Source organism: Achromobacter sp. CSND-B12, assembly GCF_052906545.1.
Genome location: NZ_JBREGJ010000001.1, coordinates 2,379,640 through 2,404,266, shown reverse-complemented (window position 1 = coordinate 2,404,266; position 24,627 = coordinate 2,379,640). Strand labels below are relative to the sequence as shown.

Below are 24,627 nucleotides of genomic sequence, written 5' to 3'. Positions count from 1 at the left end.
AATCGGCCAACTGCTCGACGTGTCCGAAGACGCGTCTGGTCGGGTTCACCCCCGATATCACGGACACTTACAAGAAGGCCGATGAAGGCCCTGAGGAGTGTTCATGTCGAAGCGAAGGAAGTTCAGTGCGTCAGTGCGGAGTTCAAGCGAGAAATCGTCCAGGCAGTTCAGCGCACAAGACTAAAGGATTTTCGATAGGCCGTTGGGCTGACTCCCACGATCCGACCGAAATGTTCCCGCAGGGAGGTGGGGCTTCCAAAGCCCACTGCACTAGCGATGTGCTCAATGGGTAGGTTTGTCGTTTCTAGCAAAGTCTGCGCACGCCTGACACGCGCTCTTAGAAGCCACTGGAGAGGGCTAGTGTTCAGTTGTTCCTGAAATCGTCGACTCAAGGTGCGGCTGCTCATCGCAGCCTGCCCAGCCATGTCCTTCAGGGTTAAATCTTGATCTAGCCGTTCTTCGATCCATTGCAGCAATGGGCTGAGATTGGAAGGTGCGCCAGGGGGATCGTAGGCGATGAACTGCGCCTGCCCGCCATCTCGTGCAAGAGGCATGACGGCACATCGCGCTGTGTCTGCTGCAACGGCATTGCCGCAGTCTTGTCGAATCATGTGTAGGCACAGATCCATTCCGGCGCACGCGCCTGCCGAGGTGAGTATCCGACCGTTGTCCACGAAAAGAACATTGGGGTCGACTGTGACCTGTGGGAAGAGATCTGCCAGAAGTTGTACACCACGCCAGTGGGTGGTGGCACGCAAGCCATCTAGCAGCCCCGTGCGTGCCAGGATGAAGGCGCCACTGCACAACGATGCGATCCTCGCACCATTCTTTTCCGCTGCTCGGATGGCTTCCAGCAGGGTGTTGGAGATAGGGGAAAGGACATCGTCGAGCCCCGGAATGATGACAGTCTGGGCATTCACGGCATGGCTCAAGCCCCAGCGGATACGCATGTCGAACAACTTTGTTCGAATACGATTCGACTGGGCGCATACGAGAACCTCGTATGGGATCTTCCCCGGCGGGAGGGGCACGCGCCCGAACATCTCGCAGGCCATCGCCAGGTCAAACGGCACAACGCCATCAAACGCCAGGATGGCTACCCTGTGTGCTGTACTTTGCTTCACAGAACTCGCTCCCTTGATTGGCAAGAATCCTTCGATAGATGGCATTCTAGCCAATTGGCGAACTTCCGACATGTCGACATACTTGTGCTTCCGGCGAGAGGAAAGTCGCTGAAGACATAACCATTGAGCAAGGTCGAGGCATGCCTGCATCCATCAGGCGCCTGGATTGCCCTGACATATTGAGCCACCCAGCGGATGAGTCATGACCACAAGCGCACAGGCAGAAAAGAACTCACTCGATCACAGAAGTATTGAATCCAAACAACTGAGGCGCCTGGAGAAGGCGTCGATCGTCGAGGCGACAACTCTGATCCTGCTAGTGTTCGTTGCGGCACCTCTCCGGCATTTCGGGGATTGGCCGTATGGCTCGAAGCTACTTGGACCAATACATGGGATCGCATTCTTAGCGTACCTATGGACTGCCTTACAAACTGTAGCCGGCGGCGGCTGGCATAAACGTGAAATGCTTCGATTGTTCGCAGTTGCGTTCCTGCCATTCGGCGGCTATCTCAATATCCGGTGGCTACGTGAACGGGCGAGAATATTCAACGATATCGGACAGGCCTGATGATGATTGCGGCGCTCTATCCCTATTTGGTGGCGACGCACGTGACAGCGGTGGTGTTTCTGGTAGGCGGCTTGCTTGCGCAAGAAAGGATAGTAAATGCCATTTCGCAGTCCCCACCGGAAGAACAAGCAGGGATGCTGGCTGCATTGCAGCGCTTTGATCTCCTTGTCACCACGCCTGCATTGTTGTTGACCTGGATCTTCGGGTTATCACTGGCGCTCAGCGCAGGATGGCTGTCATCACGATGGTTGCTGGTCAAGCTGGTTTTCGTCGTCGCGCTCTCGGCTTTGCATGGGTTCCGTTCCGGACGAATACGTCATTGCATCCGAACTGGAGCAGCTATAAGAAGAATTCCCGGTGCTGACCTCGGCATCGTGATTGCGATGCTAACCATAGCTGTGTTGGCATTTGTGAAGCCGGTCTAGCACGATAGCGGAGAGTCCTTCATGTCCCCGGACGTGGCGAACCTGTCTGCCGGCACGGGCCAGCAGGACGCGGGGCGAGATTCCGGAGCGCAACGATGCTGATGCGCCATATCCGGTATTTCATCGCCGTGGCGGAGGAACTCAACTTTACCCGTGCTGCGGAGCGACTTCACATCGAACAGTCGCCTCTGTCGCGATCCATCCGCCAATTGGAGGATGACCTGGGCGTCCGGCTCTTCGAGCGTAACAGCCATGGCACCCGGCTCACCTGGGCTGGACAAGTCTTCCTCGAGGAGGCACGGCGCGTGCTGGCAGCGGTCGAGCAGGCCCGTGCCGGCGCAAGGGCCGCCGCGACCGGATACCGCGGGCTCCTGAGAATCGCGCTGTCCGACGGCATCTCGCCATCGCACTTGAGCAACCTGCTGGCTCGCTGCCGCGAAGAGTCGCCCGAGGTCGAGATTAGCCTCTTCGAAGTGACACTCGCACAGCAGTTGAAAGGCCTGAGAGAGGGCGACTACGACGCAGGGTTCGCGAAGGCGGAGCATCCGGGGGAAGGATTGCTGGCCACGCCGGCGTGGAGCGAGCCTCTGGTCGTCGCGGTGCCGGCGCGGCATCCCGCCTTGATCCATCCCGAGCTTTCCCTGATGGAGCTGCTTTCCCATCCACTGGTGCTGTGTGACCCGAACGCGTGCGCAGGATGCAGCCGGCAACTCGACAGGCTGTTGCGTGCCGCGGAATGCGAGGTCAGGATTGCCGAAAGGGTGGCGTCCCATGACCTGCTGATGGCGCTGGTGGCGGCGGGCTACGGCCTCGGGATCACCACCCGCACGCATCTGTCCCTGTGGCGGCACCCGGATGTCGTCTCGCGTCCGTTGGCCGGTGAAGTCCCCCCGTTGACGACCTACCTGTTGCGCCGGGATGCCGAAGACTCGGTGCAGTTGCGGAGCTTCGTCGAACGATTGCGAGAAACCACGATGCCTGATTCCGAAAAGGCGTAGGTAGGTGCGAGGGAGTAGGACGAGGGCCCGGACAAGACGGCAAGCTTGTTCGTTTGTCTTCATGTTGTGGCAACCCCAATGCGGAGCATGGATAGAGGCCATGATGGGTGCGCTGACCAAGCCTGTGAATGTACCGCCCGCAGCGGATACAGGGACATCACGAGCAGCACGGCCATTGCGATGTTGAAGATGCGCAGGTGGCGTCGGTCCGTGAGCCAGCGGCGCGGCGTCGTGCCGAAGGCGGCCCAGACGGCGACGCTGGGAGCATTGACAACGGCGTAGAGGACCGCGCTGGTGATCACCGCCAGCGTGCCGCCGTCGGCGGGTGCTTAGGTGGCGATGGCCCCGATGGCCATGATGGCACGTCTTGGGATTGCCTCACTGGAAGGCGGCAGCCTTCCAGAAGCCGGATGGCCGATCTGGGGGCGGCCGTCTCCCGCAACGGTTGTGAGGTCTCGATCTGCCAGCGTCAGGGTTAAACCTCAGATTAACTTGAGGTCAAGTGAGGTGCCAGCAGCGCGAATCGGCTGTTGGCGATCGGCCACACCCTCGCCAAGCGACCTTCTCGCGTGGACCAATGGCAAGAGCCGGACAGGCCGCGAACTCGGGTGCGGGGGGACGAAATCACCGGATGGTCGTCATCGCGGAGTGCGGGTGTCTCCGCTGAGTGCCGCATCGGCGGCATGGTTGGGCCCTGGAGCACCCGACGCATCGCTGGCGACCAGGTCCAGCGCCGACAGCAGCGCATCGCCCTCGACCAACCCATGCAGCAGCAGTGATCTTCCCGTGAGGCTGTCTTCCAGCCGCACGGTGGGCGTGGCGTTGATGCCGCTGCGCAGGGCCTCGTCGGCCTGCGCGCGAACGATGGCTGCGGGTCGGTCGCTGTCCAGGCATGCCTGGATGGCGGTCGTCATGCCTGGCCAGGCATGATCGGTGGGCAGCCCCTGGCCATCGCCTCGGGTGTTTTGGTAGAGCCATGCGATGGCATCGAAGAACGCCTCGTGGCCTTGGGCCTCACCTGCGCACTCGGCCACGCGGGCCAGTTGGCTCGCCTCGGGATCGTGCATCGCCAGCGGCAGGTGATGCCACCGCAGGCTGGCCTCTGGATGGGCCTCGATCCAGGCCATCAGGGTCGGGTAGTAGGCCTTGCAGAAGGGACACTCCAGGTCGGCGTACAGCGTCAGCGTGAAGCGCGCATCGGCTGGGCCGTGGCGCCAGGGTGGGCCGGCCGGATGCGCCTGCGCGACCTCGGGCCCCGTGCGCGGTGTCGGCGCACCTGGCATGCGGTACAGGAGCCAGCCCAGCAGGCCGGCCACAAGGATGCCGGCGACCACCCAGGACGGCCGCGGGAGGCGCCCGGCGCGCTTGCGAAGGGCCTGGGACCGGCTCGGCAAGGTGGTTCGCTTCGAGGACATGACGCGCTCCGGTCATTTCGGCAGAGACAGCGGCGGCGATGCGATGCCACGCGCCTGGTCGATTTTTTCGGCCACCTTGAAGGCGGCGTCCAGTTCGCCGATGCCGTACTGGCGCATGAGCTGGTAGCGCTCGGCCTTCTCTTCCGGTTCGGTCTGCGCAAGGGCCAGGTAGAGGCTGGGCGGCACGGCGCGGAACAGCACTTCCATCGACTTGGACAGGATGACGCCCTCGCTGAACTTGCCCGCCTCCTTGCGCGCGGACAGCATCAGCGCCTTCTGCGCGGGCGAAAGTTCGCGGAACCGGGCGATCTTCTCCACCTCGTCGGGCGGCATCGACAGGCAGATCCACCACTCGATCATGTTGAGCATGGGCTCGGCGGCCTTGGGCAGGTCGTCGATGTTCTGCGTCGCCAGCCAGTACCACGCACCGAGCTTGCGCCACATCTTGGTGATCTTGACCACGTAGGGCGCGAGCAGCGGGTTCCTGGTGATGATGTGGCCCTCGTCGGTGACGTTGATGATCGGCCGGCCCAGGAACTGGTCGCGCTCGGCGATGTTGTTCACCGTGTTGATCAGCGAGATGTAGGCGATGGAGAGCTGCGCGTTGTAGCCCTCGCGCGCGAAGGTGGCCAGATCCACGATGGTGATGTCCGCCTCGGGCCAGGGCGTGCCCGGACGGTCGAACATCTCGCCGTCCGCGCCCTGGCAGAGCATGTCCATCGCATCGGCCATCTCCAGCAGCCGCGCGCGCCGGGCATCCGGCAGGTTGGCGTCGCGGGCGCGTTCGCGCAGCGCGTCGCGCACGTCGCGGGTGAGCACCGTGCGCGCCTGTGCCACGCAGCGCTGGGCGGCGTCCAGGATGCACTGGCGAATCAGGCTGCGGTCGGCGCGCGTCATGCGCGCTTCCTCCTTGTCCTCGCCGCCGGTGATCATCAGCCGGGCGGTGATTTCGAGTTCGCCCAGCACATCGCGCTGGTCATCCCCGTCGTCGGCTGGATGGGTGTCGCCGTCCTCGTCCAGGGCGTCGGCGTCCAGCGTCTGCACCTGGCCCGGTGTATCCACCAGGCGCCAGGCATCGGCGAATGGCGCCAGGCTGACGCCTGCACCGGGCGCCAGCTTCACGCGATGCACGCTCAGGCCCAGCCGCGCGGCGAAGTCCCCGAACAGGCCGAAGCTGTTGCCGGCCTCGACGATGAAGAGCCTGGGCCGGTAGATGGCCGTGACCTGGTTGAGGATGTTGTTCAGCGTGGCGCTCTTGCCGGAGCCGGTCGGGCCGAAGAGGAACAGGTGGGCGTTCATCTGCCGGTCGAGCCGGTTCAGTGGATCGAAGGTGATCGTGCCGCCGCCCCGGTTGAAGAAGGTGATGCCCGGATGGCCGGTGCCCTGGCTGCGCCCCCACACCGGCGCCAGGTTGGCCGCGTGCTGTGCGAACATCAGTTGCGTGTACCACTGCCGCTTGTCCGCCGCCGGGTCGAACAGGCAGGGCAGCCAGCGCAGGTAGGTGTTGAGCGGCGCCACCTCGTCCTCTTCGCGCACCGGCTGCAAGCCCGCATTGAGCATGACATTGACCAGTTGCAGGCCGCGGGCGTCGAGCTGCGCCATGTCGCGGCCGCGCAGGTAGAACGCCAGCGTGCCCCGGTACAGCTTGTGCGCGCTGCCGATGAGGCCGCGGGCCTGTTGCACGTCCTGGCGCGCCTGTTCGCTGGCGAGCGTCTCGCCAACCGCCTTGCGGGCCAGGTGGTTGAGGTGCGCCTCCAGCACGTCCTGCGGCGTGGCGACCAGGGTCAGGCACATCACCGTGTCCTCGGGCATCTGGTCGAACAGCGCGTTCATCGCATCGCCGCCCTTGCGCGTCTCGCCGGTCACGTGTCCGGTCGCGGGCGGCGAGCGCAGGCGGTCCATGACGATGACCCGGTGCGGCATGCCGTCGAAGAACCACAGGCCGCGGGCGACATCCGAGCGCGGCTGGGCGAAGAACAGGCGTTGCGCGAAGTCGCCGCTGGCCAGCTCGATCTCACCCTCTTCCTGTTCCTCCGGGTAGCGGGCGAGCGCGTAGAAGCGTTCCCGGTCCTCGGCCGTGCTGCCCAGCGCGCCGGGGTTCGGATTGAACCAACGCAGCAGCCAGTCGTGGATGTCCGCCGCGCCAAGGCGCCGGACCTGGACGCCGGCATTCGCCAGGCCGCCGACCAGGCGGTCGCAAATCGTCGCCAGGGCCTGCTCGGGCGATTGCCCCCGCCGGGCCGATGCGGCGTCCGGGGTGCGCCGATAAACCACCATGCGCACGCGCCGGGTCTGGCCGCGCCATGGCAGGCGCGTGACCGTGGTGTCCTCGAACAGGCCGCCCGGCTTGGCGATCGCGCGCAGGTGATGACCGAAGAAGCGCAGGTAGAACTCGCTGAACGCGCTGCCCTGCGCGCGTGGATGCAGGTATGCCCCCAGCGTGCGCAGGTAGTGGTCCCAATCGGCTTCGTCCTGCGCGTAGAGCTGCACCACCCAGGGGTTCTCGTCCAACTCGTCGAAGGAGTCCTGCAGCGCATTCTCCAGGGCATCGCGGGCCTGCCACAGCCAGGCGGTCTCGCGCCCTTCGGTACCGACCGGCTGCAACTCGAAGAACGCCGCCACCGATTGGCCATCTTCGAGCAGCATGCACTGCGTGGCCGGCAGGTACTCGACCCAGGGCAGCAGGTCGGCGAAGGACGGCGCCACGTCGTAGAGCGCCGCGTGGTCGGCCTGCGTCGCAGGGCGCCGATGATTCGACCCAAGGGCGGCGCCTGGTGACTCGATGCCGTGCGCGGCAAGGCGGGCTACATGCCGCGTCCAGGCGTCCGGCTCGATGTCGGTCTGGACTGGCCTGGGGGCCGGACGACGCGGCCACGGCAGTCGCCAGCCCATCAGTAGTCCTCCAGCCGCTCGCCCGGCATCGCGTACTGCACGCGCTGGTAGAGCGGGAAGACGGTGCTGTAGCCGGGCACCGGTACCGGGTCGGTGCCGGCCAGGTGCGGAAAGACATACATCACCAGATCGGGGTTTGGCAGTCGATGGAACTGTCGCTGGACCTCGTTCGCTGCCGTGCGGGTGTAGGCCGCGTTCCGGGCGGGCGCCGCGAGGGTGTCAGCGTCGGTCAGCGGACGGCGCAGGTCCTGGCGTGCGTCGAGCAGCAGGCGGCCGGCCTGGTCGCCGCTATGGCCGCCAGTCTCGTGCTGCCAGATGTCCAGCATGGTGTGCTCGCCCCGGGGCAGCAGCTTTTCCGAGCTGGTGGCACAACCCGCGAGAACGGCGGCGGCGAGCAGGACAAGGGGGCGGTTAATCCAGGTCCGACGCATGTGCTTCTCCCATGAGGTGGTTCACCCGGCGCCCCTTGGCGTCGTGGTCGATGGCGATCGGCTGCTCCAGGTGCACGGCCACCCTGGCGCCGGGCTGCACGTAGACCGCGGCGAAGGCCTGGCCGTAGAGCTTGTTGACCCAGTCGGCCATGTCACGCACGCCACCGGCCAGGATGCGGCCCATGGCCTCGTTGCCCGAAATGCCGACCGTGCCCAGCGAACCGTTGTTGCTGGCGACCACGGCCACGCCGCCGTTGTCGGACTTGATGAGCGAGGCGGCGCCCGCGCCGGCCGCGGTGATCAACGCCTGCGATCCCAGGTACTGCTGGGCATTGCTGCGCCGCTCGCCCGAGACGCACGGGATACCGTAGGGATCGCTGATCCAGCCCAGGCCGTCCAGCAGGCTGGTGCTGTTCTGGCTTCGACTGCGCTTGCCGTCGTCCTCCGGCACCGTGCGGATGGTGCCGTCGCTGAACACGAAGGTGACGGAGCGGACCTGCCCACGCACGCACGAAAGCGTCCAGTCGCCCGAGGCCGTGCCGCTGACCACCGCACCGGCCACGTCGGGAATCTCGATGCCGTTGGCCGCCAGGTTGTCGGCCCCGATCAGCACCTTGAAGGGAAACGGGTCGTTGACGGTGCCGTCGATGGGAATGCGACCGATCAGCGCGGTCATGGCGACCGAGCCCATCAGCGTGGCATTGGCGGGCACCGTATAGACCGCCTGGGTGGTGCCGCCAACGGCCTGAGCCGTCCTGTCGCTGACGGTCTCCGCCGCGGCCAACAGTTCCGGCGAGGCCGGGCCGAAGCTGGAGGGAAAGGCGGGCAAGCGCAGGCTGCTCGAACCGCCCTTCGGATCGGGCCGGGCGTCAGCCGGTTCGATCCAGCGCATGCCGCCATCCTTGAGCGGTCCGCCGTCATGCCCGTCCAGTCCAAGGCCGATCGGTAGGTCGGCGACATCGCCCTTGCCGGACAGCCCGTCCAGGCGGCGCTGCAAGTCCTGCACCAGCCCTTGCGTCTGCTGCCGGTCGCTGGCGGCCTGGGTTCGCTCCTGTTCCAGGCGGCGGCGTTCGCTGTCGAGGGCGTTCTGGATGCGCTGGTCGATCGCACCCTCGCGGGTACGCAGGCGCTCGTTCTCCGCCTTGTGCTGGCGGTTGTCGCTCAGCGCGGTCTGCAGCTCGGTGCGGAGCTGCTTGACCTGCGCGACCAGGGTGGCGACGGTATCGCGCGGGGTGTCGCCCGCGATGCCGAGCGCCTTCATTTCCTCGGGAGTGAGCTGCCCCGGGACATCCTGCTTGCCAGGTGCGGCGTCACTGCCTGAGAACAACCTGGCACCGACGAACACCAGCAACAATGCCATCGGAATCAGCAGCCACTTCAACAGGGGATTACTCCTCATCGGACGTCCTCCCCGCAGCGGCGGCCGGCGGCAGGTTCGTGCCGGCATCGATGGGGCCGAGCACCGGCATCAGGGACTCGGCCAGGCCACGGCCGCGGGTGACCAGGTAGGCCACCGTGGTGTCGGTCGAAGCGCCCGCAGGCCCCAGGTCGGGATGCTGGAAGGTCGCGGCCACGAAGTCGCCTTGCAGCGCCCTTGGGTCGAGATCGATACGGTGAGGCGAGGTGTTGGTCAGGCGCACGGCGGTGACCCACTGGTCTTCGAGTCGCCAGGCCGCCAGTGCCCGCGCCTTGAGCGGCAGCGTTGGCAGCAGTGTGTCCAGCGCGAGCGGGCGCCGCAGCGGCACGCGCCCGACGCCGGCCACGGGCTCGACGGTGCGCAGCGGTGCGTAAAGGTTCTGCGCCGCGTAGCGCGTCAGGACAACGGTTATCGGCGTTTGCCGACGCTTCGCGGTATGCGCTGCCTGGACTGGACCGGCGGCTGTGTCTTCGCTGGCTTCCTCGGCGGCGTCCTGCAGGACGATGCGTACAGGCTCCAGCGGCTGCTCGCCTTCCCCGGCGTCCGTGGCTGCGATGTCGACCAGCACGATGGCGCCGGATTCCACGTCCTGCAGTTGCAGCCGCGTCGGCGCGATGGCCTCGCTGGCGCGCAGGTAGATCGCGCCGCCCGCGCTCTGCACGCGCAGCCGCTCGCCCAGGCTTGGGGGCAGGCCGACACGCACGTTGCGGTCGATGAAGACCACGCGCTCCTGGCCGACGACCAGCGGGACGGCCAGCGGCAGCCGCTGCCAGCGCAGGATCTCGATGGCATGGCTGTCCGGCACCAGGCCGAAGCCAAGGGCCAGGCTCGCCACGATGGTGAAGACGTGGTGTTTCATGGGTTGCCTCCCTGCGAAAGGCCACCGTTGGGCGTGCCGGATGGTGGCGCTGCCGGCGACGGTGCCTCGATGCGCTGCGGCGCGCCGTCATAGCAGTCCAGCGCAAGGCCGAAGGGATTGTGCTGGGGGTCGACGTCCAACCGCACCACTTTCAGCGGATAGCGCACCAGGGCCCGCTTGACCTGCTCGGCGCCGTAGTACTCGTCCGCGCTGACGTCCAGCGTGACGATCCAGTCGCGGCTGGAAACCGTCTTCACCCGCATCGTGGGGTTGTCGCCAAAGCCGCGCCCCGGAATCTCGTAGATGCCGCGCACCCGCTGCCGCAGTTCGCCGCTGCTGCGCCGGTGCTCGTAGTCCTGGCGCAGGAAGGCCTGGCAGGACGGTGTGAAATAGGCCGACAGCGCGTGGAGGTTGCGCGGGTAGTCCTGCTCACCATCCGTCGGCCAGCGCTGGACCTGCTGCCAGACGTAGAAGGCGAACGCATAGACATTCTCGGGCGGCACATCCCACCAGGCGCGGGTGCTGCCCGAGCGCAGATCGGGGGGCACGTGGATCGTCAGTTGCCTCGGCGCACTCCACCAGCCGAAACCGAGCAGCAGCGCCACCACGAACAACGCACCGGCGCCCAGGCGCAGCGTGCGCACATGGGCCTGCAGGTGATGGACTTCGTTCCTGAAACGGCTCATGAGGCGGCTGCTCCGCGTGAGCGCCGGGTGGTCCAGTACCCCGAACGCGTGATGAGACGGTGCCCACCGAGCCAGGACGCTGCCAGCGGATGGCGCAGCGCGAGGCGCCACTGCAGTTGCCGGTACAGCCAGGTGTCCGGGCGGCCGCGCTTCTGCCTGCGCAGGAAGCCGCCACCACCGAACACGCCAGCCGCCACGCCGGCCACGATCAGGGTCGGCACCATGGCGACGCTGTGCGTGGCCCAGGCCAGCGGCACGCCGGCGATGAACCCCGCCACCGCGGACAGGCCGGCGCAGATCCAGAGTTCGTCGGCAGTCAGGCCCCTCACCACCACGGGCTGCCGGTTCAGCCTGTGCGGCAGGAAGGTGACCAGCCCGTCGCGCGCGATATCGTTCAAGGCAGCCATCGCCGCTCAGAGCACGCCGGTGGCCTTGGTCAGCAGCCAGATGCCGACCACCAGCAGGATCGCACCCACGGCCACGGTGAGACCGAACTGGCCCCAGGTGGCGCGACCGGTATGGATTTCCGAGTAGCGCGTATAGGCGTGGTAGCACACGCCGACGAACATCGAGGCGACCACGAGGAGCGCGATCAGCAGCACGATGTCGTAGCCGTAGTTCTGCAGCGTCTGCATGATGCCGCTTCCCTGGCCGCGCGAGGGGTCCTCGATGGTCGGCAGGCCCTGCGCCCGGGCCGCCAATGGCAAGCCCATCAGCGCCAGCGGCGCGAGGAAAGTGGTGACAGCGCGATGTGGAATCGGATGGGTCTTCATGGTGGTCGGGCCTTTCGTGGTGGTCAGGACAGGAGGAAATAGGTCAGCACCAGGTACATCGCGACGAAGCGCACGACGACACCCAGGAACTGACGCTGGGACAGGCGCTGCTCGGCCCACCCGGTGTAGGCGGTACGCATCGCCCACACGCCCCACAGGAGCAGGACGGCGAACACCAGGCCGAGCACCACCGTGGCCACGGCAGCGGGGGCGAAGCCGCCATTGGCCTGGAAGGCACTGACCTGGGCGGCGTTCATCGGGGTGCCTCCTGGCCGGAGCGCGGGCTGGACTGGCGGTAGTCACCGGACAGCTCGACCGGATCACGCGGCTGGGCGCGCGGCGGCGTCAAGTAGTCCTGGATGCCCGCCCGAACGCGCTGGAGGTCCTCGCGCAGGCGGGCATGGTCGAAGTGGTAGCGGGCGCGCTCCTGCGGAGCGGTATGGGCGGCGTGCTCGGCGAGGCGATCGATCAGGTCGATCTGGCGAACCAAGGCCGCAAGCTGCTCGCGTTCGATGCCATCGTCTGCTGCGGCCGCCGATTGGTAGGTCGAAGGTGCGATCAACAGTATCGCCACCCAAAGGCCTGTCCAATGCGTGCAACTGTCGATCGGAAGTGCCATGCCAATCCCCATGAAGCGAATGACACGATGTTGCGGTGAGGCAGTCTCTGGTACCTCAATCAATGTGAACCAGTCAGCTTCCGGATTCGTGCGCCGAAGCGGAAGCCGGCCAACTGCGACCGCGAGCCCACGTCAGCGACGGGCATCATGGCTGGCGTTTTCGTTTGTTTCGTTTTCGTTTGTTTCGTTCTAGAATGCTGTGCCGTGCACTTCAACTGACCGAGATATCACATGAACACCTCAGCGCACGCCCGCATGAAGCTGCCTGACGAGCAGGAGGTTCAATTGGCGGCCCAAGGTCAGCGGGCTCTCGCATCCTGTCTTTCTGGCAAGCGCAAAACCAGGCGTATCCGGCTTTACGATGAAGCAGACCGGGCACATGAGATGGAATTGCCTGTCTCGACGCTGCGCCTCGTGGAAGAAGTTCTCAACGGACTCGCTAGGGGTGACGCCATCAGGGTGGTGTCGGTAAACGCCGAATTGACTACCCAGGAAGCGGCTGATCTCCTCAATGTGTCCAGACCTCATCTGGTGAAGCTTCTGGAGGATGGTGAGCTGCCATTTCTTCGCACAGGCAAGCACCGGCGTGTTCGCCTGGCCGATCTGCTGCAGTTCAAGGACGCGAGGGAACAGGCCAGTGCGCAGGCCATGGACGAACTGAGCCGTCAGGCTCAGGAACTGGGGATGGGTTACGAATGAATGCCAAAGAAATCGGCACAGTCAAATATGCGCTCAATGACGAACAGCAGGAAAACGAGAAATGCCGATTCCAATAATCGACCTCTTTGCTGGTCCCGGCGGGCTGGGAGAGGGCTTTGCCTCTCTCAAGGGACACAAGCGGCAGCCATTCTTCGAGATCGGTCTATCCATCGAGAAGACTGAGGTTGCGCATCGAACACTGATGCTGCGAGCGGCGTTCAGGCGCCTGCGCGGTACCAAGGATGTCAGGCATTACTACAGCTACGTACGGGGTGAGCTCGACGAAGCTTCGTTCCGTCGGATTCCTGCCGTGGCCAGCGCCTTCGAGCATGCCGCCAAGGAAGCAAGATGTCTCGAACTTGGCAAGTCCGACGAAGCCAGCATCGACGATGAAATCCGGTCTGCACTGAATGGGCAGGAGACCTGGGTACTCATCGGCGGTCCGCCCTGCCAAGCGTATTCCCTTGCCGGACGGTCACGGCGCGCCAACGACAAGGATTTCCACAAGGACGAGAAGCACTTTCTCTACAAGGAGTACCTGCGGATCATCCAGGTTCACAAGCCCACCATCTTCGTGATGGAGAACGTCAAGGGATTGCTGTCGTCCAAGCACTCCGGAAATCCGATGTTCGAGAAGATCATTGCGGATCTCTCTTCTCCCGCGGATGGACTGGAGTATGAAATTCGCTCCTTCACGAAGAAGGGAAACAGCGCTTCTCTGGAGCCTGCGGACTACCTGATTCATTCCGAACGCTATGGCATACCCCAAAGCAGGCATCGAGTCATCCTGCTTGGAGTTCGAAAGGGACAGGGCGTGCCACAGCATCAATTGCTGGAACCTGTATCAAAGCCTGTGACTGTCAGGCAGACCATTGATGACCTGCCACGAATTCGGAGCCGACTGTCCAGAGGGGATTCTCTGGAGGCTTGGCGCAAGGCGGTTCAGGCGGCACCTGCCTACGTCAAGGGATGGAGAGCCGAGAACGAGTCCGCCATGGTCGAATCGATGCGGGCCTTTGCCGCTTCAGCCACCAGTGTCAGCACCGGAGGTGCCTTCATACAGAAGGAATACAGAAGGCCCAAGAAACCAACCGAACTGCAGCAGTGGCTGCATGATCGAAGCCTTGGTGGTATCTGCCAGCACGAGGCACGTGCGCACATGGCCTCCGATCTGGCCAGATACCTTTTTGCGGCGACCTTTGCTCATTCGCAGGGTTATTCCCCTCGGCTGGATGTCTTTCCGCCCAAGCTGCTGCCGGATCACTTCAATGTGCAATTCGGCAGTGAGTTCGAGGCCATCCCATTCAAGGATCGGTTTCGCGTGCAGTGCAAAAACGAGCCGGCAACAACGGTGGTGGCGCACATTGCCAAGGATGGGCATTACTACATTCATTACGACCCTTCGCAATGCAGAAGCCTCACCGTCAGGGAAGCCGCGCGCCTGCAGACATTCCCGGACAACTATTTCTTCGCAGGCAATCGCACGGAGCAATACACGCAGGTCGGGAATGCTGTTCCTCCGCTGCTGGCGCACAAGTTGGCCAAGATCGTGCGGAGTCTTTTGAACGAAATGAACAGGAAGAGGCGCAGGCAGGTCAGTGACCGAGCGAACAGCAAGCCGATGGAAAACCCGAGGCGCAACGCTCCCGAGCAGGCTCAGGTTCCGCTGCTTGCCGAGGCCGACTGACCGATCACCAAGGCTTCCTCGTCGCCATGCAGCCACTCCTCAACCAATCGCGCAGTGTCCTCGACCGACTGCTTCAGCGCGCACTCCCACACGGTGGCCACGCGCCAGCCAAGAGACCGAAGCGTCTCCACGTGTCGCCTGTCACGGTCAACATTGCCCAGGAACTTCCGTTGCCAGAACTCTTCGTTGGTTCGAGGGGTAGTGGTATAGCGGCAGCCTTCGTGCCGATGCCAGAAGCAGCCATGGACGAACACCACCGCTCTGTGCCTTGGGAACACAAGATCCGGGGAGCCGGGCAGCTTTCTGACATGAAGTCGATAGCGAAATCCTCTGGCGAAAAGAAGCGATCGAAGGGTTCGCTCCGGCCAGGTATCCTTTCCGCGAATGCTCGACATCATGCGGCTGCGCTGAGGGGTGGTCGGGACGCGCATGACCTTGGGGACATCCAGCTTGGATATTTTCAGCAACCGCTGCTTCACACCGCTGTCAGTCAATCGGACAGAGGGGATGCAGACGCTGAAAGATTAGCAGAAGTCGATTCACTAGAGATCACGAGGGGGCATCCTGATGGCAAGGGAACATAGACATCCACCAAGCGCAGCCTGCCTCTCGGCATCGATGAGGGATCTCGGGTACTCCCTCGAAACGGCCATCGCGGATCTGATCGACAACAGCATTTCTGCCGGGGCAGACAGGATCGACATCATCTGCGATGTGTCCGGCGAGCTTCCTCTGGTCGTCATTCTCGACAACGGCAAGGGAATGACGGAGGAAGAGTTGCTGGCGGCAATGCGTCATGGAACCGATAGCCCCAGACGACACCGTTCGCCAAGGGATCTCGGGCGCTTTGGTCTTGGACTGAAGACGGCGTCGTTCTCGCAGTGCCGCTCCCTGACAGTGGTCAGTACAGGTGATGCTTCCATCTGTGGTGCCGAGTGGAACCTGGATCGCATCGATGCGGCAGACGACTGGATCCTGAGCATCCTTGATGAGGCCGACATCCAGGCGCTGCCCTATGTCGATCGCCTCGGAAGGCACGGCACCGCAGTCCTCTGGCGAGAACTCGATCGCATGCTCGAAGACGAAGTCGGGGATCGGCGGCAGGAAATCGTGAACGAGAAGCTTGAGGTGGTGGGGCGACATCTCGCCCTCGTCTTCCATCGCTTCCTTTCGGGCGAGGTCAAGGGGCATCCCAGAGTCACGCTTGCCATCAACGGTCACCCCATTGCCGCATTCGATCCTTTCTGCAGAAAGAATCCGGCCACTCAGGTTCTTCCGGAGGAAATTGTCCGCATCGGCGATGCGGAAGTGCGCCTGCAGCCCTATGTGCTGCCACACCATAGCCGTCTTTCCGCGTCCGAGTACGACTACTACCAAGATCGCAGTGACTTCATCTCCAACCAGGGAGGCTATGTCTATCGGAATGGGCGTCTGATGGCGTGGGGAGACTGGTTCCGGCTGGTGCCCAAGGGTGAGGCCACCAAGCTGGCGCGGGTGCAGATCGACTTCCCCAACAGTCTGGACGAAGCCTGGACAATCGACATCAAGAAGTCGCGCGCGCGCCCCCCACATGCGGTGCGTGAGCGCCTGCGCCAGATCATCGCCAAGATCACCAACCGTAGCGTGACGGTACATCGGGGACGCGGACAGAAGCTGTTTCAGGAAACCCAGGCACCGTTCTGGGAGCGCTATGCCGATCATGATGGCATCCGGTTCGCGATCAACGACCAGCACCCGATCATCGTCTCACTGGCAGAAAGACTCTCGCCAGAGGACGCAGACCTGATGCGCACGCTGCTTGATTCGGTTGCTGCCTCATTGCCGGTCGAGATGATCTATTCCGACTACTCGACCCACCCGCGCGAGATCAATCAACGATCGGTGGATGAAAGCCAGACCATGGATCGCCTGAGAAGCCTGCGCCAGGTGCTGTATGGCGACGGGCCGGGCGATGCGAAGGTCTTTCTTCAGATCGTGCGCTCCACGCATCTCTTCGATGGCCAGATGGATCTGGTCGAAAAATTCATCAATGAGGCCTTTGCATGAGCATTACAGCCATCACGGCAGAACGAAACATCGCCAACGCGCTCATCTCGGGCCTTGCCAACATGGCAGAAACGCCGACGCGCGATCAGGTGGAGGAAAAGGCAAGGCAGATTGCTTCAATCTTCGGCTATGCGGGAGACCTCCGCAACATTGTCACCGAAGCCATGGAATCGGTTGTGACCCGCATGGGAGCAGGCATTTCATTGGTCGATGTCAGTGCGAAGCATGACGATCAATGGGTTCACAAGCGCGAGGACGTCACCTGGACCTATGCCGGTGCATACGAGGAATTTCTTCGCAACGAGGGCTGGCCTCCACAGATGGTTCAGTCGCTGAGCGATGTGACCACCCGCATTCTTGGCCACCTTCAGGATCCACTGAGCGAAGGCACGAGCTGGAACCGCCGTGGCTTGGTCATCGGCCATGTGCAGTCAGGGAAGACGGCCAACTACACGGGTCTGATAGCACGTGCAGCCGATGCGGGCTACAAGTTCATCGTCGTCATCGCAGGCATTCACAACAACCTGCGCAGGCAGACACAGCAGCGAATCGACGAGGCCTTCATCGGTCGGTCGAGTGATCCCGAGGATCGCCGCAACATCGGTGTCGGTCTCGCTCCGGGATATCCGCATCCGGCAACGCTCACCAACATCAACGAGGACTTCAACAAGAATACAGCCGCCAAGAGTGGCTGGAAGATCAACGACTTCAGCAAGCCGATCATCCTGATCATCAAGAAGAACGTCACGACGCTCACTGCGTTGCACAAATGGCTGAAGGCACTGAACGCCGAAGGGGAAGACCGCATTTCCGATGTGCCGATGCTGCTGATCGATGACGAGGCCGACAACGCATCGATCAACACGAACAAGGAAGACCTGGACCCGACCCGGACGAATGCGATGATTCGCCGCATCCTGGGGCTGTTCGCGAAGTCCTGCTACGTCGGATATACGGCAACCCCGTTCGCCAACATCTTCATCAATCCGGATGCCTATGGCGATGACGTGCGGGAAGAGCTTTTCCCTCGCGACTTCATCTATTGCCTGGATGCGCCCACAACCTATTTCGGGGCGGAGAAGGTCTTCCTAAATGAGGCGACCAGCGAATCGATCGTCAGCCCGATCGACGATTGCGAGGATTTCATTCCCTACTCGCACAAGCGCGACGCCCCTGTCCATGAGCTGCCCCCGAGCCTCTATCGCGCATTCGACGAATTCATCATTGCACGCGCCATTCGAAACCTGCGCGGACAGGCCAGCAAGCATTGCTCGATGATGGTCAATGTGTCGCGCTTCGTGCCGGTGCAGAAGGCTGTGCGCGATTTCCTGAGCCTCAGGGAAAAGAAGATCAGGGAAGCGGTTCTCGCAAACTACGCGATGCCGGAAGATGTTTCTTCAAGGAACATGTACATGCAAGGCCTGAAGGATGCCTTCCTCGCCGAGTATGCCGATGTCGGGGTGACCTGGGAGGAAGTGAAGGCAGCCCTCGTCGGTGTCTTCGAGCACCTTCATCTCTACGTCATCAACAGCAAGAGTGACGAAGTGCTCGACTACACCCGGTACGAGAAGGAAGGCATCGGGCTGACGGCGGTCGCGGTCGGTGGCCTGAGCCTGTCGCGAGGTTTGACCATCGAGGGACTGACCGTCAGCTACATGTACCGCAACACGAAGATGTACGACACCCTCATGCAGATGGGGCGCTGGTTCGGTTACCGACCGGGATTCGAGGACCTCTGCCGAGTCCACCTCTCTCGCGATTCGATCAACTGGTATTCCCACATCGCTGATGCCGCCGAAGAACTTGTGCAGCAGGTCAAGCGCATGCGACGTGATCGCCTCAGCCCAAAGGACTTTGGGCTTTACGTCCGCTCGCATCCGGACAGCCTGCTGATCACGGCCGCGAACAAGATGCGGGCTGGTCAGGAAGTCACCGTCGAACAGAGTTTCAGCGGGCGACTGCGTGAAAGCTACATTGTCTCCACAGACCCCGATGTGAATGCCAAGAACTTTGAGCTGATCGCCGATCACTGGCGAAATGGATTCGGCGGACGGCCGGAGGAGTTCACCGAGAAAGGCGTCATCTTCAGAGACGTGCCCGTCGAGGTGATCGACGATTTTCTCACTAGATTCGAATGCCATTCGACCTTTGCGGGACAGAAATCAGACGTGGTGAGCTATCTCGAACGGATCGCGACGAAGCGTCCGCTTGCTGATGTCCTGCTGATTTCTCCCCCGGGTGGGTCGGGCGGCGAACGCCCATACACCTTGAGGAATCAGGTGCGTGTCGTCGGGAAGAATCAGCCGAATGGCACTGCGTGGCGCCTGAACAAGGACAGGGTTGCTTCGCGTGGTGACGAGAAGCTCGGGCTCAGCGACGAGCAACGCGCTGAGGCGAGAATGGTCGCAGGCGACGACGACGGCTCGGGGGCGGTATCCGACACACATTACCGGATGGTGAGGGACAGGCCCCTCCTCATGATTCACAGTCTGGAGCCCAAGGGCGATGCCGTGATGGGGCCGATCGCTGCCTTTGGCATGAGCTTCCCATACGGGGACTACTCGACAACCATCAATGTCGTCGTCAACAAGGTCTGGCTCCAGCAGATGCAGGGCTATGTGGACGATCCTGACGAGGAGGAAGACTACGATGCCTGAAACCTCGCCATGGGATGAAATTGCCGTTCCTGGCACGGACTTCAATGTCCGCCAGGTTGCGGCGAAAACGGCCGTGCCCTGCTTCTGGGGACGTGATGTCAGTGGTGCCTGCCTGTTCATTGTGGAGCTGCACGGCGACCACACAGCCCAGTACCGGAAGAACGCGGTCACGGTGAACGGCGTCGATGTCGATCTTCGTGCCGGAGATCAGGGGCAGCAACACCTGGTCCTCGCTCTTGAAAGACAGGTTGATCGCGATCTTTTCGAGGGACTGTGCCGTACCCTGGCATTCGCGCTGGAGCACGCCACCGATTCGGCCAGCTCTCTGGCAGTCTCGCTGGCGCACATCCGTCGTTGGAAGACTTTCCTCTCGGGTCGAAGTCAGCATCTGTCCGCAGAGGATGTTCGAGGCCTCTTCGCCGAAATCGTCTTCTTGACGGAACTGATCGATCGGGAAATGCCGAGCAACGCCGTCGTCGAAGCTTGGCTTGGTCCGGAACGGTCACATCAGGATTTCATCTTCGGCAACACGGCTGTCGAGGTCAAATCCCTCTCGGGCGCCGAGCGAAGCAGCATCCGCATTTCGTCGGAAGACCAGCTCGAATCGCTGAACGACGCACTGTTCCTGCGCGTGTACCGGCTGAGCAACCTGGCTGACGCGGCAGGTGCCCGCTCGCTCAACGAGCTTGTCGCCGCCGTCCAGGCGCGGCTCGACAAGGCAGAGGCTATCGAGGCCTTTGACCGGAAGCTGGTTGCACACGGCTACGCGCCGCTCCCTGACTACGATGAGCCGCGTTTTGTCGTCAGCGACGTGCGCAGCTATCGGGTCGTCGATGATTTTCCGCGTCTCATGCGATCGCAATTGCCGACGGGGATTGCCAAGGTAGCCTACGACATCAGACTGGAAACGATTGCTCAATACGAGTGCGACGGGGCCGCTGTCTTCGGAGGAGAGTGATGGAGCAAACCGGCGAAGAGTTCTTCCACGACTTCCGGCAGGAACTGCTGGCGGGAGCCGAGGCCAATGGCAGGTTTCAGCTCGACGAGTTCATGGAAACCATCGCTGCAGAGCTTGTCGAAACAGGCTTCACGGAAGGCTTCGAACTTTGTCATTTCCGGGCGCATCGTGGCGTGCGCGTGGACGGTTACTGGTTCAATGATGAGGGAGTCCTGCACCTCTTCATCGCAGACTTTGAGTCCCGCAACGAACTGGCATCCCTGACCAGGACGGATGTGGATGCGGCATTCAAGCGTGTTGCCAACTTCTTCGAAAAAAGTATCGACAGGAATCTGGCGGACGATCTGGAAGTCACATCGCCGGAATACGGCCTTGCCAGACAGATTGCCGATCGCAGAGGTGCCATCGGCTCGCTCAACCTTGTTCTGTTCTCCGAGCGCACGCTCAGCGGGGCAGTGCAGAGCCTTCCGGATGGAGAAGTTGCTGGCGTTCCCACGAGTTATCACGTATGGGATATTTCGCGTCTTCATCGTCAGCGAAGTTCACGCAGCCACAAGGAACCACTCGATCTCGACTTCGAGCAGATGTTTGGCCAAGGCATCGCCTGCCTTCCCGCTCACTTGACAACCGATGCCTATCAGTCCTACCTCATGGTCATGCCAGCAGATGTGCTGGCGACCCTGTACGGAAGTTTCGGAGCGCGCCTGCTGGAGCAGAACGTCCGGACATTCCTGCAGGCTCGTGGCAATGTGAACCAGGGCATACGGGCAACGATCCTGAATGAGCCGGGAATGTTCTTTGCCTACAACAATGGGATCACGGCCACTGCGCAGAGTGTCGAAACCGAGGCAACGGATTCCGGTCTGGCGATCACAAGGATTGTCGATCTTCAAATCGTCAATGGCGGGCAGACCACTGCATCCCTGTTCCATACGCGGAAGCGGGACAAGGCGGACCTTTCCCGGATATTCGTTCAGATGAAGCTGTCCGTCATCGACAGCCTGCAGAGCGAAACGGTCGTTCCAAGGATATCGGAGTATGCGAACACCCAGAATCGGGTGAATGCCGCCGACTTCTTCTCGAACCATCCGTTCCATGTGCGGATGGAAGGGTTTTCCCGACGGATCTGGGCACCCGCGCAGAAGGGCGCCCCGCGCGAGACGAGGTGGTTCTATGAGCGCGCACGCGGCCAGTATGCCGATGCACAGTCGAAGCTCACACCCGCGGAGCAGCGTCGCTTCAAGGCGGAGCATCCCAAGCCACAGATGTTCACGAAGACGGACCTCGCGAAGTTCGAGAATGTCTGGGATGACCACCCCAGGTGGGTGAATCTTGGCTCCCAGAAGAACTTTGCGCGCTACGCCGCCCGAATCGGCAGCGAGTGGGAGAAATCATCCGACGCGTTCAACGAGTTCTATTTCAAGAGGGCTGTCGCACGTGGTCTGATCTTCCGCGCCACGGAGCGCATCGTTTCTGCGCAGCCCTGGTACAACGGCGGGTACCGAGCAAACATCGTGGCCTACACGCTGGCGGTACTCGGTGACATCACGAAGCGCAGGAAGGAGAGCATCGACTTTCTGGGCATCTGGAATGCACAGAAGGTCGACCCAGTGCTCGAAAGTGCCATCGCTGTCGTGTCGGGGGTCGTGAACGACGACATCATCAGACCACCGCAAGGCATTTCCAACATTTCCGAGTGGTGCAAGAAGGAGGCGTGCTGGACGAGGATACAGGCTCGTACCGACGCCATTGCCAATCTCCTCCCGCCCGAGTTCTACGATCGACTTGTTCCGCAGGATGATCAGGCAGCGATCGTGAAGACTGCGAAGCAGACGCAGAGGATCGACAACGGCATCGAGGCGCAGCGAAAAGTGCTGGCTGTTCCCGCTGCGGAATGGGCTCGCATCCATCAGTCGCTGCTTGAGAAAGATCTGCTCACGCCGAAGGAAGACGGCGTGCTCAGGGTGGCCATGCAGATTCCCTCCAAGCTTCCGACAGAGAAACAGAGCGTGGTGCTGCTGGATATTCTCGACAAGGGGCGGCTGGAAGGCGTGGTTGTGAGTGATCCCTGACCGAAGGATTGAAGAGTCCCTAATCCTGCGTGAAGCGACCCACAGTGATGTTTGCTGCCAGCGCGAGCAGCATCAGCAGTGGTGCAGGGACGCCTGTAGCGCAGGATGGTCCACTTGGCTGGCCTATTCGATCTCCGTTAGCACCATCTCACAGGAGAACTAAAAATGGAGTGCTTCCGGATCGACGAGAGCGGCTACACAGGTTTCGATCTGCTGAACCCGGAACAGCGCTTTCAAGGCGCCACGGCCATCGCGATCAGCGATGACGAAGCCGCACGCCTGATCCGAGAGCATTTCCCCAAACTGCAGGCACCCGAACTCAAGTACCGGTCACTCGCGCGCCGCCCCAGCTACCGACAGCCACTCCTAGACCTGCAGCGCGCCGTGCTGTCCCGACACAAGTGTGTGACCTACATTTGCGACAAGCGCTTCCTGCTGCTGTTGATGTTCCTGGGCGGATTCAACTCTCGATCGCAACACCCAAGGTTGTGAAGAGGCCCAGGCGACCTGACCTGAGCAGCTTCACCGCCAAGTGGAGTTGCCCATGGCCAATGGCCGCCTGAACCAGCACGAACGATATCGCATCCACGCCTTGCATGAAGCCGGCTGTTCCCTTCGCGGGATCGCGTTTGCCCTGGATCGTGCGCCCAGCACGATCAGCCGCGAGTTGCGGCGCAACAGCCCTGGTCGGTGTTACGACCCTGCCCAGGCACAGCGGATCAGTGACCATCGCCGTTCACAGGCCAGCCGTCGCAAACGCATCGGCCCGGAGCACATCGCGCGGATCGAAGCGTGCCTTCGCGAAGACTGGAGCCCGGAGCAGGTGGCAGGCGCCACCGGACTGGCGAGCCACGAGTGGATCTATCAGCACATCTACGCAGAACAGCGGCGCGGGGGCACCCTGTTCAAGACCTTGCGCCGCTGTCGGCGCCAGCGCCGCAGGCGCGGGATGCGCGATGGCCGGGGCCAGCTTCGGCACCGCCGCAGTTGGCGTGAACGCCCTGCAGTGGTCGAACAGCGCTCCCGCCTGGGCGACTGGGAGATCGACTCGATGCACGCCTCGAGCGGCAAGACGGTTGTGGTGACCATGACCGAACGACGCTCCCGGCTCCACCTGCTGGCCAAGTCGGCCGATCGCACGGCCGAGAACGTGATGCGCGCCATCGTCGGCAGGTTGGGCCGCGTACGCGATGGTGTGCATACGCTGACCGCCGACAACGGCAAGGAGTTCGCCGAACACCAGGCCATCGCTGCCTCCCTGCAGGCAGATGTCTACTTCGCCGATCCGTACTCGGCCTGGCAGCGTGGCAGCAACGAGAACGCCAACGGACTGACCCGACAGTACCTTCCACGAGGCATGGACTTCGCGGCCATCACCGATGAACAATTGCGCTGGGTCGAGCAACGGCTCAACACGCGACCACGCAAGACACTAGGATTCAAGACGCCCCTCGACGTCTTCGTCAAGGAATTCATCAATTGTGTTGCGAATCAAAGTTGAATTCGCCCTGGATTACGCCGTCGAACCCTTCTACTACGAGCGCGGACTGGACTTCTATGAGGATGGCCAGAACTACTCGCTGGCTTCGCTGCTCTACACCGCCGGTCCAACCTTGCTCGGCAAGGAGGCATTCGACGCCTTGCTGGTCACTTTCCAGCGCGCAGTCAAGGAGAAAACCGAGGGTGCCCTGCGTGAGCTTGTGTTGGCGGCCAGTCGCCTCAATTGGCGCGAGTTGCCCGAGGCTCTGGGGCCGCTGGTGCAGGCATCACCAGAATGTCTGTCTGCCATCGCCACCACTGGCGTCACGACCGATGCGGCGATCGTAGTATTGCAGGCCCTGATCAGCCGGATGGAACTGATGGCTGATGGAGCGTATCGGGTCGAACATGACCAGTCGAAGAACCTGCTTACCTATCACGACCTGCTTCAGCGCTATATCGACCACCAGCACGAGGTCGAGTTCAGGCAGACCCAGATCGCGAGCATCAAGTTCCCCCTCAAGCTGTCCTCCGTCAGTCAGGTCGACTCGAAGGCCAGTTCAGCGGTGCAAGTCGCCGACGTCATGATCGGCGCTGCCATCGAGGCCGCCAACGGACTGACGGGCCTGCGCCCGCCGTTGCTGGAGCCGCAGGCCGTGATGTCGCTGTATGCGGATGATCAGTTCATCCACTTGGTGCCTTCGATCGACTTCACTGAGCAGAAAGAATTTCGGCAAGGCACGCAGGCGGCAGAGATGATCGACTATTTCGCCAAGCACTTCGGCACAAAGTCTTCGTGAGGCCGTCACGAGACGCAGACCA

General features: G+C 62.5%; 24 protein-coding genes. 12 read left to right on the top strand and 12 right to left on the bottom strand.

Annotated features, from left to right (window positions below; genetic code table 11):
• Positions 1-167: 167 nt before the first annotated feature.
• Positions 168-1,124 (bottom strand): GlxA family transcriptional regulator, encoded by a 957-nt coding sequence (locus tag ACUTAG_RS11190; RefSeq protein ID WP_121493613.1) that lies wholly within the window; start codon positions 1,122-1,124, stop codon positions 168-170.
• A gap of 202 nt (positions 1,125-1,326) precedes the next feature.
• On the opposite strand from ACUTAG_RS11190, the gene ACUTAG_RS11185 reads away from it, so the two are divergent.
• The 3 genes from ACUTAG_RS11185 to ACUTAG_RS11175 all read left to right on the top strand — a co-directional run bounded on the left by ACUTAG_RS11185 (position 1,327) and on the right by ACUTAG_RS11175 (position 3,115).
• Positions 1,327-1,692, top strand: coding sequence for a DUF3817 domain-containing protein (locus ACUTAG_RS11185; protein ID WP_121493612.1), 366 nt, complete (start codon positions 1,327-1,329; stop codon positions 1,690-1,692).
• A complete protein-coding gene (locus tag ACUTAG_RS11180; protein ID WP_201267685.1) occupies positions 1,692-2,117 on the top strand; it encodes a CopD family protein in 426 nt (141 codons plus the stop codon). Before ACUTAG_RS11185 ends, ACUTAG_RS11180 begins: the two co-directional genes overlap by 1 nt.
• 95 nt (positions 2,118-2,212) lie before the next feature.
• Positions 2,213-3,115, top strand: coding sequence for a LysR family transcriptional regulator (locus tag ACUTAG_RS11175; RefSeq protein ID WP_009618141.1), 903 nt, complete (start codon positions 2,213-2,215; stop codon positions 3,113-3,115).
• Between the two features lie 638 nt (positions 3,116-3,753).
• Here the strand turns inward: ACUTAG_RS11175 and ACUTAG_RS11170 are convergent.
• The 10 genes from ACUTAG_RS11170 to ACUTAG_RS11125 form a co-directional block, all read right to left on the bottom strand.
• On the bottom strand, positions 3,754-4,530 hold the full coding sequence (locus ACUTAG_RS11170; protein ID WP_446650166.1) for a DsbA family protein: 777 nt from the start codon (positions 4,528-4,530) through the stop codon (positions 3,754-3,756).
• A gap of 12 nt (positions 4,531-4,542) precedes the next feature.
• The gene (locus ACUTAG_RS11165) at positions 4,543-7,422 is read right to left on the bottom strand and encodes a conjugative transfer ATPase (RefSeq protein ID WP_446650165.1); all 2,880 of its coding nucleotides are present in this window, start codon (positions 7,420-7,422) and stop codon (positions 4,543-4,545) included.
• Positions 7,422-7,853, bottom strand: coding sequence for a TIGR03751 family conjugal transfer lipoprotein (locus ACUTAG_RS11160; protein ID WP_446650164.1), 432 nt, complete (start codon positions 7,851-7,853; stop codon positions 7,422-7,424). The genes ACUTAG_RS11165 and ACUTAG_RS11160 overlap by 1 nt, the downstream gene beginning before the upstream one ends.
• Complete coding sequence (locus ACUTAG_RS11155) at positions 7,834-9,252, bottom strand: TIGR03752 family integrating conjugative element protein (RefSeq protein WP_446650163.1); 1,419 nt, start codon at positions 9,250-9,252, stop codon at positions 7,834-7,836. Before ACUTAG_RS11155 ends, ACUTAG_RS11160 begins: the two co-directional genes overlap by 20 nt.
• Positions 9,242-10,129 carry a TIGR03749 family integrating conjugative element protein gene (locus ACUTAG_RS11150; protein WP_168334293.1) on the bottom strand — a complete coding sequence of 296 codons (888 nt, stop codon included), beginning with the start codon at positions 10,127-10,129 and terminating at the stop codon, positions 9,242-9,244. The genes ACUTAG_RS11155 and ACUTAG_RS11150 overlap by 11 nt, the downstream gene beginning before the upstream one ends.
• On the bottom strand, positions 10,126-10,815 hold the full coding sequence (locus ACUTAG_RS11145) for a PFL_4703 family integrating conjugative element protein (protein WP_168334292.1): 690 nt from the start codon (positions 10,813-10,815) through the stop codon (positions 10,126-10,128). Before ACUTAG_RS11145 ends, ACUTAG_RS11150 begins: the two co-directional genes overlap by 4 nt.
• Entirely contained in the window at positions 10,812-11,222 is a 411-nt protein-coding gene (locus ACUTAG_RS11140) for a TIGR03750 family conjugal transfer protein (RefSeq protein WP_009463352.1), read from the bottom strand. The genes ACUTAG_RS11145 and ACUTAG_RS11140 overlap by 4 nt, the downstream gene beginning before the upstream one ends.
• Positions 11,223-11,228: 6 nt before the next feature.
• A complete protein-coding gene (locus ACUTAG_RS11135; protein WP_437340646.1) occupies positions 11,229-11,528 on the bottom strand; it encodes a TIGR03745 family integrating conjugative element membrane protein in 300 nt (99 codons plus the stop codon).
• An 83-nt stretch (positions 11,529-11,611) separates the two neighbouring features.
• Positions 11,612-11,845: a TIGR03758 family integrating conjugative element protein gene (locus tag ACUTAG_RS11130; RefSeq protein WP_009463356.1), complete on the bottom strand. Its 234-nt coding sequence runs from the start codon at positions 11,843-11,845 to the stop codon at positions 11,612-11,614.
• Positions 11,842-12,207, bottom strand: a complete 366-nt coding sequence (locus ACUTAG_RS11125; RefSeq protein ID WP_446650162.1) for an integrative conjugative element protein, RAQPRD family — start codon at positions 12,205-12,207, stop codon at positions 11,842-11,844. The genes ACUTAG_RS11130 and ACUTAG_RS11125 overlap by 4 nt, the downstream gene beginning before the upstream one ends.
• A 231-nt stretch (positions 12,208-12,438) precedes the next feature.
• On the opposite strand from ACUTAG_RS11125, the gene ACUTAG_RS11120 reads away from it, so the two are divergent.
• Complete coding sequence (locus tag ACUTAG_RS11120) at positions 12,439-12,906, top strand: helix-turn-helix domain-containing protein (protein WP_025513274.1); 468 nt, start codon at positions 12,439-12,441, stop codon at positions 12,904-12,906.
• Between the two features lie 61 nt (positions 12,907-12,967).
• Entirely contained in the window at positions 12,968-14,593 is a 1,626-nt protein-coding gene (locus tag ACUTAG_RS11115) for a DNA cytosine methyltransferase (protein WP_025513273.1), read from the top strand.
• Here the strand turns inward: ACUTAG_RS11115 and ACUTAG_RS11110 are convergent.
• Complete coding sequence (locus tag ACUTAG_RS11110) at positions 14,563-15,072, bottom strand: very short patch repair endonuclease (RefSeq protein ID WP_430930023.1); 510 nt, start codon at positions 15,070-15,072, stop codon at positions 14,563-14,565. The genes ACUTAG_RS11115 and ACUTAG_RS11110 overlap by 31 nt on opposite strands.
• A 139-nt stretch (positions 15,073-15,211) precedes the next feature.
• On the opposite strand from ACUTAG_RS11110, the gene ACUTAG_RS11105 reads away from it, so the two are divergent.
• From ACUTAG_RS11105 to ACUTAG_RS11075, 7 genes are all read left to right on the top strand, one after another.
• On the top strand, positions 15,212-16,639 hold the full coding sequence (locus ACUTAG_RS11105; RefSeq protein ID WP_238550479.1) for an ATP-binding protein: 1,428 nt from the start codon (positions 15,212-15,214) through the stop codon (positions 16,637-16,639).
• Positions 16,636-19,296 (top strand): Z1 domain-containing protein, encoded by a 2,661-nt coding sequence (locus ACUTAG_RS11100; protein ID WP_121493373.1) that lies wholly within the window; start codon positions 16,636-16,638, stop codon positions 19,294-19,296. The genes ACUTAG_RS11105 and ACUTAG_RS11100 overlap by 4 nt, the downstream gene beginning before the upstream one ends.
• Positions 19,289-20,254 carry a PD-(D/E)XK motif protein gene (locus ACUTAG_RS11095; protein WP_025513270.1) on the top strand — a complete coding sequence of 322 codons (966 nt, stop codon included), beginning with the start codon at positions 19,289-19,291 and terminating at the stop codon, positions 20,252-20,254. The genes ACUTAG_RS11100 and ACUTAG_RS11095 overlap by 8 nt, the downstream gene beginning before the upstream one ends.
• Entirely contained in the window at positions 20,254-22,326 is a 2,073-nt protein-coding gene (locus ACUTAG_RS11090) for an AIPR family protein (RefSeq protein ID WP_446650161.1), read from the top strand. Before ACUTAG_RS11095 ends, ACUTAG_RS11090 begins: the two co-directional genes overlap by 1 nt.
• A 165-nt stretch (positions 22,327-22,491) precedes the next feature.
• The gene (locus ACUTAG_RS11085) at positions 22,492-22,818 is read left to right on the top strand and encodes a hypothetical protein (RefSeq protein ID WP_446650160.1); all 327 of its coding nucleotides are present in this window, start codon (positions 22,492-22,494) and stop codon (positions 22,816-22,818) included.
• A 52-nt stretch (positions 22,819-22,870) separates the two neighbouring features.
• Entirely contained in the window at positions 22,871-23,827 is a 957-nt protein-coding gene (locus ACUTAG_RS11080) for an IS30 family transposase (RefSeq protein WP_446650159.1), read from the top strand.
• The gene (locus ACUTAG_RS11075; protein ID WP_446650158.1) at positions 23,808-24,605 is read left to right on the top strand and encodes a hypothetical protein; all 798 of its coding nucleotides are present in this window, start codon (positions 23,808-23,810) and stop codon (positions 24,603-24,605) included. Before ACUTAG_RS11080 ends, ACUTAG_RS11075 begins: the two co-directional genes overlap by 20 nt.
• Positions 24,606-24,627 lie beyond the last annotated feature (22 nt).